This is a genomic window from Marinobacterium maritimum (assembly GCF_039523155.1).
GTDB lineage: Bacteria > Pseudomonadota > Gammaproteobacteria > Pseudomonadales > Balneatricaceae > Marinobacterium > Marinobacterium maritimum.
Genome location: NZ_BAAAET010000002.1, coordinates 675,314 through 690,194, shown reverse-complemented (window position 1 = coordinate 690,194; position 14,881 = coordinate 675,314). Strand labels below are relative to the sequence as shown.

The 14,881-nt window shown below is 57.7% G+C and carries 14 protein-coding genes; 5 read left to right on the top strand and 9 right to left on the bottom strand.

The window, feature by feature from the left end:
• Nucleotides 1–13 precede the first annotated feature (13 nt).
• A complete protein-coding gene (locus tag ABD013_RS09560) occupies nt 14–1,066 on the top strand; it encodes an alkene reductase (protein ID WP_343805233.1) in 1,053 nt (350 codons plus the stop codon).
• Nucleotides 1,067–1,236: 170 nt separating this feature from the next.
• On the opposite strand, the gene ABD013_RS09555 is transcribed toward ABD013_RS09560, so the two are convergent.
• The 8 genes from ABD013_RS09555 to ABD013_RS09520 all read right to left on the bottom strand — a co-directional run bounded on the left by ABD013_RS09555 (nt 1,237) and on the right by ABD013_RS09520 (nt 7,384).
• Nucleotides 1,237–2,160 carry a catechol 2,3-dioxygenase gene (locus ABD013_RS09555; protein WP_343805231.1) on the bottom strand — a complete coding sequence of 308 codons (924 nt, stop codon included), beginning with the start codon at nt 2,158–2,160 and terminating at the stop codon, nt 1,237–1,239.
• 23 nt (nt 2,161–2,183) lie between these two features.
• The gene (locus ABD013_RS09550) at nt 2,184–2,549 is read right to left on the bottom strand and encodes a 2Fe-2S iron-sulfur cluster-binding protein (RefSeq protein WP_343805229.1); all 366 of its coding nucleotides are present in this window, start codon (nt 2,547–2,549) and stop codon (nt 2,184–2,186) included.
• Between the two features lie 169 nt (nt 2,550–2,718).
• Nucleotides 2,719–3,780, bottom strand: a complete 1,062-nt coding sequence (locus ABD013_RS09545; RefSeq protein WP_343805227.1) for an NADH:ubiquinone reductase (Na(+)-transporting) subunit F — start codon at nt 3,778–3,780, stop codon at nt 2,719–2,721.
• An 11-nt stretch (nt 3,781–3,791) separates the two neighbouring features.
• On the bottom strand, nt 3,792–4,154 hold the full coding sequence (locus tag ABD013_RS09540; protein WP_343805225.1) for a phenol hydroxylase subunit P4: 363 nt from the start codon (nt 4,152–4,154) through the stop codon (nt 3,792–3,794).
• 82 nt (nt 4,155–4,236) lie between these two features.
• Nucleotides 4,237–5,739, bottom strand: coding sequence for an aromatic/alkene/methane monooxygenase hydroxylase/oxygenase subunit alpha (locus ABD013_RS09535; protein ID WP_343805223.1), 1,503 nt, complete (start codon nt 5,737–5,739; stop codon nt 4,237–4,239).
• A gap of 16 nt (nt 5,740–5,755) precedes the next feature.
• Nucleotides 5,756–6,025 (bottom strand): MmoB/DmpM family protein, encoded by a 270-nt coding sequence (locus ABD013_RS09530; protein ID WP_343805221.1) that lies wholly within the window; start codon nt 6,023–6,025, stop codon nt 5,756–5,758.
• Nucleotides 6,026–6,061: 36 nt separating this feature from the next.
• Nucleotides 6,062–7,045, bottom strand: coding sequence for an aromatic/alkene monooxygenase hydroxylase subunit beta (locus ABD013_RS09525; protein ID WP_343805219.1), 984 nt, complete (start codon nt 7,043–7,045; stop codon nt 6,062–6,064).
• A gap of 27 nt (nt 7,046–7,072) precedes the next feature.
• Nucleotides 7,073–7,384 carry a phenol hydroxylase subunit gene (locus tag ABD013_RS09520; RefSeq protein ID WP_343805217.1) on the bottom strand — a complete coding sequence of 104 codons (312 nt, stop codon included), beginning with the start codon at nt 7,382–7,384 and terminating at the stop codon, nt 7,073–7,075.
• 395 nt (nt 7,385–7,779) lie between these two features.
• Here ABD013_RS09520 and ABD013_RS09515 point away from each other — a divergent pair, with 395 nt between their 5' ends.
• The 4 genes from ABD013_RS09515 to ABD013_RS09500 all read left to right on the top strand — a co-directional run bounded on the left by ABD013_RS09515 (nt 7,780) and on the right by ABD013_RS09500 (nt 13,257).
• Nucleotides 7,780–9,495 (top strand): sigma 54-interacting transcriptional regulator, encoded by a 1,716-nt coding sequence (locus tag ABD013_RS09515; protein WP_343805215.1) that lies wholly within the window; start codon nt 7,780–7,782, stop codon nt 9,493–9,495.
• A gap of 59 nt (nt 9,496–9,554) precedes the next feature.
• On the top strand, nt 9,555–10,274 hold the full coding sequence (locus ABD013_RS09510) for a 16S rRNA (uracil(1498)-N(3))-methyltransferase (RefSeq protein ID WP_343805213.1): 720 nt from the start codon (nt 9,555–9,557) through the stop codon (nt 10,272–10,274).
• Between the two features lie 187 nt (nt 10,275–10,461).
• Nucleotides 10,462–11,487: a Fe(3+) ABC transporter substrate-binding protein gene (locus tag ABD013_RS09505; protein WP_343805211.1), complete on the top strand. Its 1,026-nt coding sequence runs from the start codon at nt 10,462–10,464 to the stop codon at nt 11,485–11,487.
• Between the two features lie 78 nt (nt 11,488–11,565).
• Nucleotides 11,566–13,257 (top strand): ABC transporter permease, encoded by a 1,692-nt coding sequence (locus tag ABD013_RS09500; protein WP_343805209.1) that lies wholly within the window; start codon nt 11,566–11,568, stop codon nt 13,255–13,257.
• Nucleotides 13,258–13,284: 27 nt separating this feature from the next.
• Here the strand turns inward: ABD013_RS09500 and ABD013_RS09495 are convergent, their stop codons facing one another.
• Complete coding sequence (locus ABD013_RS09495) at nt 13,285–14,847, bottom strand: HD domain-containing phosphohydrolase (protein ID WP_343805207.1); 1,563 nt, start codon at nt 14,845–14,847, stop codon at nt 13,285–13,287.
• Nucleotides 14,848–14,881 lie beyond the last annotated feature (34 nt).

The following is a 14,881-nucleotide window of genomic DNA, read 5'->3' as shown; positions in this document are numbered from 1 at the left end:
TGTGGAGTGACCGATGCCAACCCTGTTTGATCCCCTGCAGGCAGGTGCCCTGCCGCTGCGCAACCGTATCGTCATGGCCCCGCTGACCCGCTGCCGCGCCGAGGCCGAGCGTGTCCCCGGCGACTTGATGGTGGAGTATTACCGCCAGCGCGCGAACGCCGGCCTGATCATCTCCGAAGCCACCTCGATCACCCCCATGGCCGTCGGTTACCCCGACACGCCGGGTATCTGGTCGGATGCTCAGGTTGAAGGCTGGAAGCAAGTCACCGATGCGGTGCATGCCGAAGGCGGCCTGATCGTGCTGCAGCTCTGGCATGTGGGTCGCATCTCCCACCCCAGTTACCTGAACGGTGAGACTCCGGTTGCCCCCAGCGCCATCAAGCCTGATGGCCATGTCAGCCTGATCCGTCCGAAGACTGAATACGTTACGCCACGCGCACTGGAAACCGATGAAATTCCGGGCATCATTGAGGCCTACCGTAAGGGCGCCGAAAACGCCAAGCGCGCGGGCTTCGACGGCGTCGAGATCCACGGCGCCAACGGCTACCTGCTGGAGCAGTTCCTGCTTGACGGCACCAACCAGCGTACTGACCAGTACGGCGGTTCACTGGAAAACCGTGCCCGCCTGATGCTGCAAGTCACCGATGCCGTAGTATCAGTCTGGGGCGCCGACCGGGTCGGCATGCACCTGTCCCCACGCGCCGATGCCCACTATGTCAGCTGTAGCAACCGCGAAGAGACCTATGGTTATGTGGCCGAAGAGCTGGGCAAACGCGGCCTGGCCTTCATCTGTACCCGCGAGCATGTTGCTGAGGACAGTATCAGCCCAATGCTGAAAGCACGCTTTGGTGGGGTGTATATCGCTAACGAAGCCTTTACCGGGGAATCAGCTCAATCTTATGTGACCGAGGGACATGCGGATGCCGTAGCCTTCGGCAAACCCTACATCGCCAATCCAGACTTGGCCGCGCGCATTTCCAAGGGCGCCGAGTGGAACGAGCAGGATCCTTCCACCTTTTATGCTTCGACCCCTGAAGGATATATCGACTACCCAACTATGGACTGATCCAGACACTGAAACGCCCCTCAAATGAGGGGCGTTTACTTAAAAGTGGAGGGTTTGTTTGCGCACAGACTGCGCGCCCACATGAGCTCCCCCACTGCAGAAGACCTGCGCAACACAGCCAAGGAATGGAAGCTTGCTCTGCGAGCGAAGCCTCCACCAGGGCGGACTGATCAGGTCAGCGCCGTCAGGAAGCGCTCATTGAGCTGGCGGTCATGGTAGAAGATCGCCTTACCCAGCTCATCAGCATCCCAGGTAACCGGCTCGTGGTCCGGGTAATGGTAGTCACCACCGCAGAACACCTCGGTACGGTTGCCGGACGGATCGAAGAAGTAGATGGTCTTGCCATGGGTCAGGCCATGACGGGTCGGCCCAATATCGATCGAGGTATCGGTCATCGAGATCAGGTCGGCCGCGCGCAGCACATCTTCCCAGGTTTCCAGGAAGAAGGACGCGTGGTGGAACTTGCCCGGTTCCGGATGATCGATGAACGCCACATCGTGAGCCTTCATGCTGGCTGTCAGGAACTGCGCCACGCGCGTGCCATCCGGCGTGACGACCTGCTCTGCCAGGTCAAAGCCGAGCACATCGCGGAACAGTTCAAGAGTTTTATCCAGGTTGGTGCCATACAGCAGGCAGTGGTCGAAGCGCGTCGCTTTCATACCCTGCAGACCGCGCGGCCAGGCTTCCGGGTTGCGGTCAGACAGGCCCCATTTACCGGTCTGCTGTTTGGTCGCATACAGTTCGAAATCATGCCCGCTGGGAGCCGTGAAGCGCAGACGGCGACCACAGTCCTTGAGCTCACCCTCGGGAATAACATCCACGGCGCAGCCGAAAGCGACCAGTTCCTCGTGCAGGCGGTCCAGCGTGTCTTCATCCAGGCACTTGAACCCCATGAAGTCCATCCCTGGCTGGTCGGCTTCACGCAGCACCACCGAGAACTTGTCGACCTCGGTCCAGCCTTTCAGGTAGACACGTCCCTGGTCGTCACGGTCCATCTCGATCAGGCCCAGCAGGTCCACATAGTGCTTCAGGGCTTCATCCATATCCAGCACACGAATCTGTACATGGCCAGGACGCATTACACCTTTTTTCATGCTCTTCACCTTTTATTGTTCTATTAGCCGTCGGTTCGATCCGCCGTGTGGCAGCTGGTGCCGATTTCGGGCGGGTCTGGTTCAATCACAAGATCACTGCGGGCGAATACCCGGCAGGCCAGCACCGTGCCTTCAGCCTCCTGTTGCGGCGAAATCCAGGCACGGCTCATCCGTTTACTGAAGTAATTCCCCTGCAAAACGCGAATTCGGCACTTGCCGCAACCGCCGCCGCGGCAGCCAACCGGTATCAGCTGCTGCCCGGCCCGCTCCATCGCTACCAGCACGCTGACATCCGGACTGGCTCGAAAACCTGAATCGTTCTCGTCGAGCGCGATGTGATGAACTGTCGGCACCTCCGCATCGGGGTGCGTTTGATTATTGTTATTCATGACGCGACCTCTTTTTCTGCCCGGGTCCCGGGCATCGGCTCTACCCGATCATCAGACATTCAGGCGGGGCCTGCCAGCGGCTGCGGTGGGAACATGTAATCCCGAATGCGGACGTTGCCACCGCCGCCGTCGCTGGTTCAGATCCGTTTAAACTCAGATCCTCTTAACCTTAAATTCGCTTAAACAATGCCGACCGGGTCTGCTCCTCGGCGCCGTCAGCGGCGGTCAGGAAGCGTTCCATATGGATGTCGCGTTCGAAAAGACGCCCCTGCATCAGGGCTGTGATCGCGGCGTCGATCATCGGTGGCGGCCCGCACAGGTAGGCCTTGTGGCCACTGAAACGATTATCGAAGTACTTGATCGCGGCTTCATGAACGAAGCCCTTGAAACCGTCCCACTGCTCCTCTTCCAGCGGCTCGTTCAATGCCGGAATGTAGTGAAAGTTGTCATGCTCACGATCCAGCGCTTCGAACAGTTCGCGGTTGTACAGTTCGGCCACATTGCGCGCACCCTGGAACAGGTAGATCTCGCGCTTGTCCCCTTCCTCCAGCATATCGAGGATCATCGACTGAGGGCTGGACAGCCCCGAGCCGCCAGCGATAAAGATCGCGCCTTGTTCGTCGGACTTGCGTACAAAGAACTGACCGTAGGGACCGGATACATCCAGGGTATCGCCCACCTGCAGGGTTTCATGCAGCCAGGTGGTACCGGCGCCGTTCGGTACCAGGCGCACATGCAGTTCCAGCGTGCGGCTGTCGGACGGCTTGTTGGCAATGGAGAAGGCTCGGGTGCCTTCAACACCGGGAATACGCAGGTTGATGTACTGGCCGGCCTGGAACTCCATGTCGTCGTCCAGTTCGAAGGTGATTCCCTTGATGGTCGGCGACAGCTCGACGATATCGGTCACGGTGCCGACGAAGTCGCGTACCGGATAGCCGGCAAAGTCGGGATCCACGTCGATATCGGCCTCGATTACCATGTCGGACTCCGGCATGGCGCAGCAGGCCAGCACCTTGCCCTCGTCACGCTCCATGTCCATCAGCGCGAAGGGAGAGGCGTTGCCCACGTCGGCATCGCCCTCCAGCACCTGCACCTTGCAGGTGGCACAGGTGCCATGACCACAGGCGAAGGGCAACCAGACACCCTGGCGCAAGGCGGCATCCAGAATGGTCTGCCCTTCATCCACTTCGATCACATCACCGGTCGGTTCTACGGTCACTTCGTAACTCATGACTACTCTCCTCAGACTCCGGCGCTCTTGTAACCCTTGAGATCCGGGGTCTGGAAGCGCAACAGGGATTTGTGGCCGATACCCTGATCCTTGAGCGACACATCCAGCTGCGGTTCGAACGGTTCGCCGTCCAGCAGCCAGGTGGTGTTCGACCAATCGATCTGGTCCCACTCGGGATGCAGTGAGAAACCTTCCGGCATCACATTTTCAATCAAGGCACGGAAAGGCGTTTCCGGCGGCAGCGGGTAGGCAAAAGCGGCACAGAACATCAGGTGATGGTCCCAGCCCACATATACGACCTGGTTGCCGTGGAAGTTTTCCAAACGGTCTTTGATGTCGCCGGTGTAATCCGGCGTAATGGCTTGTACTGGCATTATTCTTATCCTCAGATCCGGGGCCGACCAGCGGTCAGCCCCTCTCTTGAATTGTTCCGGGTGTCAGGTGAAAAACGGGGGCTTAAGCTACCCCTTTCCACTTCTTCCACCGCTCTTCGTCCGGCGAACCCTTGATGTCCATGTTGTCCACACCGACATTCATCTGGTAGTAGTCGCGCAGGATGTCCTCGACACCCGGACCACCGCAGTTGCCCTGGAAAATCTGGTGCACCGGCAGCCAGGACTGAACGAACTTCTCCGGCTCGTCGTCGAAGATGTCCTTGCAGCCATCGGAACAGAAGTGATAGCGATCACCCTTGTAGATAGAGTCGCGGTAACTGATCTGAGTCGGGTTATCCATTTCGGTGAACAGCATAGGGATCTGGCAGGTAGTGCACAGCTGCGGCAGTGCCTTGGTGTAGAAACGCTCACCCTTGGCTTCCATCTCCTTGGCCAGTTCCCAGCGCGGACGGTAGTACTTGTCGAAGGTTTCCGGGTACTTCTCGCTCAGCCAATCCAGCTCTTCGTCAGTCGGGATCCAGGTGTGGAAACCGGCCGCATGACCATGGGTGTAGAAGGTCCACCAGGCCTGATGCGAAACGTGCTCTTTTTCCTTTTCGATGATATCGGCATACTTCGGCATGCGGATGCCGTAGCGCGCCAGGTCCTTGAACAGGGCGCCGCCGGCCTCCTCGAAGTAGACCTCCCAGGCCTCTTTCCAGCTCATCACCTTGTTGGGCAGCATGTAGTCCATCATCATCGAAACGATGGTGAGCAGACGGGTGCCGCGCCAGAACCACTTGTCGATCCACTTCTGCACGATCGGCACATTGTCTTCATGCTGCTCGAGGAGGAACTTGATCACTTCCAGACCCAGGGTCATGTGACGCGCTTCGTCGGACTGGGCGGAGAAACCGAAGGTTACCGTCGCCATGTCGCCGTTGTAGGCGGCACCGGACATGAAGGGTACAAACAGCAGGTTGGTCAGCACATATTCGAAGCTGAAGCCGATCGCCACCATGAATTCGAACGGGCCGGCGGCACGGGCATCGTTGAAGAACGACTTGGGCACGGACAGGTACCAGACGCGGTCGTGCATGTGCGACCAGTCCTGCAGGCCGTCGAAGAACTTGTTGTAGTGGCTCATGGCGTGAACCTGCGTCTGCACGTGACGCAGCTCATCGATCGACTGCATCTGGCAGGCGACGCGGGCACCGACGCCGCCGAACTGACGGCCGGTGTGGGCAAAGCCCTGGAACGCCTGGTATTCCAGCGGCGAAACGCCGGTCAGAAAGATCTTCAACGCGTTGACATAACGCGGATCGGAGATGTTCAGCTGACCATTGTTCTGAGCAAAGGCATCGAAAATCGCGTAGAGCTTGCGCTCCTTCTCGGCCTGGTACTTCCAGTAGGCGTCCATGGTCAGGCGGAAGGGGTCTTCCCACTTGGACCAGTCGGTAATCTTGATCCCTTCGAACTCCTCGAACGGGAACGCCTTGTTGCGATCCTGATAGGAGAACTCCCAGTCCAGATCACGGGTCAACAGGCGGTATTTATCTTTGATGTTGAGTTTCTTGGCTGCCATCGGGTTCACCTTATTGTTATTCGTTCCAGGTCAGCGTCAGCTGATCGTCGTCTTCGTCCACGTTGCCACCGAGGGTGATCAGGTTGACGTGCAGCTCCTGCACGTCCCAGTCGCGGCCCATCTTCTCTTCCACGGTTTCACGCTTCACCGCCAGGAAATTCTCGGCTTCGATGCGGATCATGGCGGGCATGTGGATCACGGTTGACTCGGGGTTGTCTTCCTCGATTGCTTCGACGATGTAGCGGGATTCATCGTTATCCTGCAGTGCGATATAAACTTTGGACATGGCTCGGATTCCTTGTTGTTATGTGATGCCGGATGGTTATTTGATGCCTGCTTTGGCGACCCGCTTGTCCAGCTGTGCCAGCGCCTCGTTGAGGGCCTCAGCACCGAGCATCGCCTCGGCCAGCGGCGCCAGCGCTTCAGCAGCCTTGCCACGCCATTTCTCGATCCACTGTTTCAGCAGCGCCTGGTTTTCATCCGACTCGGCAGCCGCGGTCTTCAGCACAGAATCCATCCAGCGGATGGCGTCCTTATTCCACAACTGCATGAACTCGGTCAGCATGGCGATATCCTGGGCACCCGCTTCACTCAACTTCTGGTCGAACTGGCGATAGACCAGATCCGTCACCAGGGCATCCATCACCAGGTTTTGCGCCAGCATCACTTCGAACCAGTCCTCGGTCACCAGCGTTTCCTCGCACAGGGCACGAAGTCCCTGCCAGATATCCGCTTCCAGCCACTGCTGCTTGGCTTCGGCCAGGGCATCGCCTGAATTTCCATCAAGGATCAAACCGATACGCGACAGATACTGAGCCATGCCCAGACGGTCCATGCCATTGAACAGCAGCGCCTGTGTAATCGCGGTACCAAAACCGTAGGCCGTGCCATACATGTTGTTCAGGTTGGCGGTGTGCTCGACATGGCGCAGCGGCACCAGGAAGCGGATCACCTGAGCACGCACCTCGTCACTGAGGAAACGGGCCAGATCCCGCTTCTCGAAGAAGGCATAGTTGCTTTCGGCCACTTCCTGCATCTTGGCGCGCTGTTGCACGTAGGCACCGTAGTAGAACTGGCGCGGATCCTTGAACGCGTACCAGTCGCTCATCACGATGGAGGTACGGCGCGGATCGTTCAGCTCCAGCTCCGGCTGCCACAGCGGGCGGTAATGAAAATTGGTTTCGGACTGGAGGTCATAGGTTGCCTCCTGATAGCGGGTCGCCGGCTTGTCGCCGAAGCGACGCTCTACGTTGGCGTAGGTATTGCGGACCGGTTCCAGCGTGGCGGTTTTGATCTCAATGGTCATGGAACTCTTCCCAGGCTGCAGTTGTTGTTATTCGGAAGCTCGGTTGTGGTTGTGCGACATCAGCGTCTCCTCGCCGTAGCGCCACTTTTCCATCTCGGCGTCGACAGCACGGATCTGTTCTTCAGTCATGGGCACAACGTCGTTGGCATTGCAGAAGGCCTCAAAAGCCCCCTTGGGCATCACCAGCTCGACGAACAGGGAGGGATCACCAATGGCAAAATCGAATTCGACAAAGCGGGCATCCGGCTCGCTGCGTACCCGGATATATTTCGTCAAGCGATCAAAGCTCTGCCGCTTGGGCAGGTCATCGTTGCTTTTGTGCTGTGAGAGTTTTGTCATTGTTATCCTCTGCTCATCAACGCATGTTCACCCAGTACAACAGCAACAGGCATGCCAAATCGTGACTCAACAGGGGACTGTGATTTGAAATAAAACCCTAAGGCGTTGATTTTCAAAGAATAAAAAAACAAAAACCACGGATCAAAATGCGCAACAAAGAGTTGCATTTGGTCGATCGGGATTTTTTATCACCTGATCAAATGGTAAAAAAACCGGATATTTTTTTGATCAAATGATCAGAGCGGCTATTTTTTAACCGCTGGAGTGTCATAAGACTTTGGGTGTATGCTGAATGCTTTCCCTTCCAAACCAAGGCGAAATGTTTCAACAATAAAAGGCGGACCTGCCGTCCACTCAATGAACAAACACCGCCAACAGCCGGTATAAAAAAAACTATGGCTAACACGCAATCACTCGAGTTTCCGGGCAGCAGTGATCTGCTGTCCCAGATCCGCTTTGAGAGCGACCAGGGAAAGGTCTGGCTCAATGAGCAACGTATGCTGCTAATCCATTCAAGTGTGATGGGACTGTTGCGCAAGGAGCTGGTTCAGACACTGGGAGTCGAGAGAGCCAAGGGCTTCCTGATGCGCTTTGGTTATCACTCAGGCTGGAAAGATGCCGAACTGGTCGACAAGATCCGTCCGGACATGTCGAAGAAAGATGCCTTCTTTGTCGGGCCGCAGCTGCACTGCATCAAGGGAATGGTTAACGTAAAGCCTGTTTCCCTGGATTTGGATATAGATAGCGGCCATTTCCATGCAGAGTTTGACTGGTTCGACTCCTACGAAGCAGACGTTCATCTGCAGGATTTCGGCCCTGCCGACGAGCCGATCTGCTGGACGCTGATCGGCTATGCCAGCGGCTATACCACCTACTTTATGGGCCGAAACATCATCTTCAAGGAGACCCAGTGTGCCGGTATGGGACACGACCACTGCCATATTGTCGGCCGCCCTGCCGATGAGTGGGAAGACCAGGCCGAGCTGGAACGTTACCTGCTGCCCGACCCCATTGCCGACGAGCTGTTCAGCCTGCAAAGCGAGCTCAGTGAGCTGAAGAACAACTTCCGCAACAGCGATCATAGCGAAGACCTGCTGTTCAACTCCGTTGGCCAGTCCGGCGCTTTCAAGAATGTCTGTCAGATGATCAGGCGCGCCTCCACCAGCCGGGTCACCGTTCTGCTTCAGGGCGAAACCGGTGTCGGCAAGGAAGTCGTCGCCAAGGGACTCCACCAAAGCTCTGACCGGGCCGACAAGCCGTTCGTGGCCGTCAACTGCGCCTGCATTCCACCCGACCTGATTGAGGCCGAACTGTTCGGTGTTGAAAAGGGTGCCTTTACCGGCGCAACCCAGTCACGGGAGGGCAAGTTCGAGCGCGCCAACGGCGGTACCATTTTCCTCGATGAGGTGGTCGAACTGTCCCCCCGTGCCCAGGCAAGCCTGCTGCGGGTACTGCAGGAAAGCGAGATGGAGCGTGTCGGGGATACCCGCACCCGGCGCATTGATGTCCGCGTCGTCGCAGCTGCCAACGAGGACCTGGAACAGGCAGTCAGCGATGGCAAGTTCCGTGCTGACCTCTTCTTCCGGCTCAATGTCTACCCGGTACACATTCCGCCCTTGCGTGACCGAACGGAAGATATTCCCCTGCTGGTTAGCCACTTCCTGAAGAAGTACCACACGCTCTACAACAAACGCACCCTGGGCGTATCGGACAAGGCAACTCAGGCGCTGATGCACTACAAGTGGCCCGGCAATATCCGCGAACTGGAAAATATGATCGAGCGTGGAGTAATTCTCACCGATAACAACCACACCATCGACCTTGATGCATTTTTCCCGTCACTGTCTGAGCCGACCCATCCGCTCAATAGCATCAACCGTCAAGGGGTGCTGGCACAGCAAATCGCCAATAGCCAGCCGCAGGACGGCCTGTCCCAGTCGGAGCTGTGCGAACAGCTGCTCAACGATGAGTTCAGCCTTGAGCAGATGGAGGAGCAGCTGATCCGCAGTGCCATGGAGCGCGCTGACGGTAATGTGTCCCAAGCCGCCCGACTGCTTGGCATGACGCGCCCGCAGCTGGCCTACCGACTGAAAAAACTGGAGATCGCCTGACCCCTGCGCCGATCATGCAGTGATGCTATGATCGGCGCTTTTCCTGCCCGGTAATGCCCGTGAACCTGATCCTGCTGTACGTTTCTGACTTCATCGACCCTCACCGTGTACGCATCCACGACCGGCGCTTCCAGCACATGCGCAGCGTGCATCAGGCTCAGGTCGGTGAACGCTTTCGCGTTGGTGTTCTCAACGGCATGACTGGCGAGGGTGAAGTCGTCGCAATATCTGAACGGCAGGTGGAGTTGAATGTCCGCCTCAATCAGGCGCCACCCAAACCACTCCCTCTGCAGCTGATCATGGCCCTGCCACGCCCCAAGATGCTCAAGCGCACGCTGGAAACTGTGGCGACGCTCGGCGTCAAGGACCTCTGGCTGATCAACTCCTACCGCGTCGACAAGAGCTACTGGTCAACACCGATCCTGCGCCCGGAGAAAGCTCGCGAACATCTGCTGCTGGGACTGGAGCAGGCCGGCGATACCCGCTTGCCACGCATTCACCTGCGCAAGCGCTTCAAGCCCTTTGTCGAGGATGAACTGCCTGCATTGGCGCGCAACACCCGCGCCCTGGTCGCTCACCCCTATGATGCCCAGCCCTGCCCGGCTCCAACCAGCGAGCCGACGACGCTGGCAATCGGCCCCGAAGGGGGCTTCATCGCCTACGAAGTCGAGAAACTGCGCGAGGCAGGCCTGGAAGCCATTCATCTCGGCCCTCGTATTCTCAGGGTTGAAACAGCGGTACCGGTACTGCTGTCCCGGCTCTTCCCACTGGAGCTCTGATTCAACAGGACGTGATCCAGCGCAAGGTATAACCAGGACAAAGCTCTTTATAATCCATTGCCATAGATCGAAAACAAGAATCATACGCAATACCATTGACATAAGAATCAAAACTGATAACAATTCGCATTAAGTTTTTAACACCTCGATTCCGGGCCTCCCCCACCCGGTTGTAATGGAGACACCGATGATCGCGAAAAAAGTACTACTGGCAGGTTTGGCTCTCTCAACTCTGGGCAGCGTTGCTCAGGCAGCTGACGAGGTGAACATCTACTCCTATCGTCAGGAGTTCCTGATCAAGCCGCTGCTGGAAGCCTTCACCGCCGAAACCGGCATCAAGGCCAACGTCATCTTTTCCAAAAAGGGCCTGCTGGAACGCCTGGAACATGAAGGCGCCAACTCCCCGGCTGACGTCATCCTGACTTCTGATATCGGCCCGCTGCATGATGCCGTTGAACGCGACCTGGTGGCTCCGATCGACAGCGATCTGATCGATGCCAACGTACCGGCTCACTATCGCTCCAAGGAAGACAAGTGGGTCGGCCTGACTGCCCGCTCGCGCATCATCTATGCCTCCAAGGATCGTGTTGAGCCGGGCGAGATCACAAGCTACGAAGAGCTGGCCGATCCGAAATGGAAGGGGCGTATCTGTACCCGCAGCGGCAAACACTCTTACAACCTGTCTCTGATCGGTTCCATCGTCGAGCACGACGGTGCCGAGCAGGCCGAGCAGTGGCTGGCCGCCGTCAAGGAAAACCTGGCTCGTCGCCCACAGGGTAATGACCGTGCTCAGGTAAAAGCGGTCAAGGAAGGCCAGTGTGACCTCGCGCTGGGTAACACCTACTACTACGGCAAGATGCTGACCAATGAGAAAGAGCCGGAACAGGTCGAGTGGGCCAAGTCCGTTAACCTGGTGTTCCCGAACCAGGACGACCGCGGTGCGCACATGAGCATCTCCGGTGCGGCTCTGGCCAAGCATGCGCCGCACCCGGAAGCTGCCGTCAAACTGATCGAATTCCTGACCAGTGAAAAGGCCCAGAAGATGTACGCCGAAGTCAACTTCGAGTTCCCTGTTCGTCCGGGCATCGAGTGGTCCGATCTGCTGAAAGAGCACATGGGCGAATTCAAGGCTGATGAAGTCAACCTGGGCGACGTGGTCAAACACCGTGCCGAGGCTTCCCGTCTGGTGGACAAGGTCGGCTTCGACAACTGATTTGTTGCTGAATAATCGACAGTTACACGCTGAAACGGTAGTCTTCCCGGCTACCGTTTTTGTGCGCCTGACCGAATCATGACCGATATCACCGCTACCGCTGCCGCACCACTCGTCGATACCCGCAAGCCTCGCCGCTTTATGCCGGGCTGGTATTCGGTTGCCTGGGGCAGCGCCATTCTGGTGATGTTGCCGGTGCTCGCCGTGTTCTGGCTGGCCCTGTTTCCCAGTGAAAACATCTGGCCGCACCTGGTCGACACCATTCTGCCGGTCTATATCAAGACCACCCTGTTGTTGCTGGCCGGTGTCGGCGGCCTGTCGGTGATGATCGGCGTCGGCAGTGCATGGCTGGTTACCATGTGCAACTTTCCCGGCAGGCGCCTGTTCGAATGGGCTCTGTTGCTGCCCTTCGCCATGCCGGCCTACCTGATCGCCTACCTGTATACCGACCTGCTGGAGTACGCCGGCCCGGTGCAGACCTTTCTGCGCGAGCTGTTCGGCTGGCAAACCGCCCGGGATTACTGGTTCCCGGAGATTCGCAGTCTGGGTGGCGCCATCAGCATGCTGACGCTGGTGCTCTATCCTTATGTCTACCTGCTCTCTCGCGCCAGCTTTCTCGAGCAGTCGATGAGCATCCGCGACGCTAGCCGCATCTTCGGCTGTACGCCGTGGCAGAGCTTCTACCGTGTCTCCTTGCCGATTGCTCGCCCCGCCGTGGCAGTGGGGCTGTCACTGGTCTCGATGGAGACCCTGAACGATTTTGGCACCGTGGATTACTTTGCGGTGAAAAGCCTGTCGGCCGGGATCTATGACGCCTGGCTCAACATGGGCAACCTGGGGGCTGCTGCACAGATCGCCACGCTGATGATGGTGTTCGTAATCATGCTGATCAGTCTGGAGCGAATCGCACGCTCGCGTCAGAAACAGTTCAACGCCAGCGACCGCTTCCGCAGCATCGACCGCTATACGCTGTCACCACTCAACTCCTGGCTGGCAACACTGACCTGCGCCCTGCCGGTGCTGCTGGGCTTTCTGATCCCCTTCCTGGTGTTGGGCAGCTATGCGCTGCCGCGCCTTGACCAGTTTACCGAATCAGACTTTCTGGCCCACGCCAGCCACAGCTTCATCCTGTCAGCTCTGGCCGCCCTGCTCACGGTCGGCGTTGCTGTAATTCTGGCCTACAGCAAACGTCTCTACCCGAGCTTCAGGTCACTGGCACTGGCCACACGTCTAAGCAGCCTCGGCTATGCCCTGCCCGGCGCAGTACTGGCAATCGGCGTGATCATCCCACTGGCCGCCTTCGACAACAGCATCGACGCCTTCATGCGCGAGCACTTTGGTTTCGGCACCGGCCTGCTGCTCAGCGGCACCCCCTTCGCGATCGTCTTTGCCTATTGCGTCCGCTTCCTTGCCGTCTCGTCCGGCAGTGTTGAATCGTCGCTGGCCAAGGTAACACCGAGCATGGACATGGCCTCGCGCTCCCTGGGCCTGAATCCGCTGCAAACCCTGCGTCGGGTACACCTGCCACTGATTCGAGGCGGCCTGCTGACCGCCCTGCTGGTGGTATTCGTGGATGGCATGAAGGAGTTGCCGGCAACGCTGATTCTGCGCCCATTCAACTACGATACGCTGGCCACCTACGTGTACCAGTATGCGTCGGATGAGATGCTGGAAACCAGCGCACTGGCGGCGCTGCTGATTGTGCTGGTCGGCATAGTGCCGGTGATCCTGCTCAGCCGAACCATTACCTCGACTCGCCAGGGAGAATAAGTCCGCAGGCCAAGGCCTGGCATCAGCTTACTGACAGGGCAGCTGATAGCCTGTCTCCCGGAACAGCCGTAGACAGGCATCCACGACGGCAGGATCATAATGCGTGCCCCGGTGACTTTCAATTTCCTGCAGTGCCGTTTCAAGGCCAATGGCAGGGCGATATGGGCGGTGTGCATTGATCGCTTCGACCACATCCGCCACTGCCAGAATGCGCGCTTCCAGAATGATCTCATCGCCCTTGAGACCCTGCGGATAACCTGAACCATCCATACGTTCATGATGCTGCAGAATCATTTTTGCCACAGGCCATGGGAAGCGAATATCACTGACAATGTCGAAGCCAATCTGGGAGTGAGACTTGATAATTTCAAACTCTGCGGGCGTGAGTTTTCCGGGACGGTTCAGAATTTCGGAAGGAACGGATATTTTACCAATATCATGGATGGTCGCGCCCAGCTGAATGCCTTCAATACGGTCTTCAGATAATCCCATCTCTTCTGCAATCGCGGCTGCCAGTTCGGCCACCCGGTTCTGGTGGCCTGCCGTATAGGGATCACGCTTCTCCAGCGCAAGGGAAAACGCCTTGATCGTACCGATCAAAGACTCCTTCAGATTTTCGACTGTGCTCAGATGCTGCTGCTGATAGTGGTCACGCTCTTCCCGGGTCTGCAGGTTATTCAAACCAAAGGAGAGGTCGTTGGACAACTCTTCCAGCAAACTGATTTCGTCGGCCGAAAAAGCATCCGGGCGCTCAGTCAGAATGGTCAATACACCGAAGGTGCCCCCCGCCGGCAACTTGAGCGGCAGGGCAATAATGCTCCTGATATCAAGCTCATGCAGCAGTTTAAGCCAGGGAGACAATAGGGGGTCCTGTTGGGCATCCGCGACATGCTGGATTTTTCCCGTGCGGGCCGCACGCCCCGACACCCCCTGCCCCAGCGATGAGTCATCCCAGTAAACCGGTGTATGATAAAGGCTGTCCGCGCCGGGACCACTGACCGCAACCGGCTTGATCACCTTTTCAGGCTCAGACTCCAGCACACCGATCCAGGCCAGTTCATAAGACCCAAGCTGAGTGATAGTCTGGCACATATCGTTTAATAGCCCAGTCCTGTCCCTGGCCTGAATCAACGTCTGATTGCAGCGACTGAGCATCCGGTATCCACGCAATGCGATACTCAGATCACACGCACTCTTTTTCCGCTCGCTGATATCTCGTGCGATGCCGACACTGTACCAGTTTCCTTGGTGACGAAACCCGGACACCGAAAGCTCGATCGGCACCCCGTGACCAGACTTGTGAACCGCTTCAAGTTCCACCACCTGACCAACGATCGGCCCCTGACCAGTCACTCGGAAATGCTCCAGCGCGGGCCGGCTGATTGCCGCCTGCTCCGGCGCGGCAAGCAATGCATGCAGATCATGGCCCACCATCTCCTGCTCGGTGTAACCAAAAATGGCCTCCGCAGCAGGGTTCCAGAACTGCACCGTCCCTCGACCATCCAGTACGACAATCGCATCCTGTGCAGCATTATTGATTGCCTGTAACCGACCTTCCTGCTCCATAAGCTGCTGCCGGGCAGTATCCATGTCACTCAGGTCAAAATAGGAACAGATAAAACCG

Coding starts and splice junctions, on each gene's coding strand:
- ABD013_RS09560 (WP_343805233.1), top strand. CDS start 14: ATGCCAACCCTGTTTGATCCCCTGCAGGCAGGTGCCCTGCCGCTGCGC.
- ABD013_RS09555 (WP_343805231.1), bottom strand. CDS start 2,160: ATGAAAAAAGGTGTAATGCGTCCTGGCCATGTACAGATTCGTGTGCTG.
- ABD013_RS09550 (WP_343805229.1), bottom strand. CDS start 2,549: ATGAATAACAATAATCAAACGCACCCCGATGCGGAGGTGCCGACAGTT.
- ABD013_RS09545 (WP_343805227.1), bottom strand. CDS start 3,780: ATGAGTTACGAAGTGACCGTAGAACCGACCGGTGATGTGATCGAAGTG.
- ABD013_RS09540 (WP_343805225.1), bottom strand. CDS start 4,154: ATGCCAGTACAAGCCATTACGCCGGATTACACCGGCGACATCAAAGAC.
- ABD013_RS09535 (WP_343805223.1), bottom strand. CDS start 5,739: ATGGCAGCCAAGAAACTCAACATCAAAGATAAATACCGCCTGTTGACC.
- ABD013_RS09530 (WP_343805221.1), bottom strand. CDS start 6,025: ATGTCCAAAGTTTATATCGCACTGCAGGATAACGATGAATCCCGCTAC.
- ABD013_RS09525 (WP_343805219.1), bottom strand. CDS start 7,045: ATGACCATTGAGATCAAAACCGCCACGCTGGAACCGGTCCGCAATACC.
- ABD013_RS09520 (WP_343805217.1), bottom strand. CDS start 7,384: ATGACAAAACTCTCACAGCACAAAAGCAACGATGACCTGCCCAAGCGG.
- ABD013_RS09515 (WP_343805215.1), top strand. CDS start 7,780: ATGGCTAACACGCAATCACTCGAGTTTCCGGGCAGCAGTGATCTGCTG.
- ABD013_RS09505 (WP_343805211.1), top strand. CDS start 10,462: ATGATCGCGAAAAAAGTACTACTGGCAGGTTTGGCTCTCTCAACTCTG.
- ABD013_RS09500 (WP_343805209.1), top strand. CDS start 11,566: ATGACCGATATCACCGCTACCGCTGCCGCACCACTCGTCGATACCCGC.
- ABD013_RS09495 (WP_343805207.1), bottom strand. CDS start 14,847: ATGGATACTGCCCGGCAGCAGCTTATGGAGCAGGAAGGTCGGTTACAG.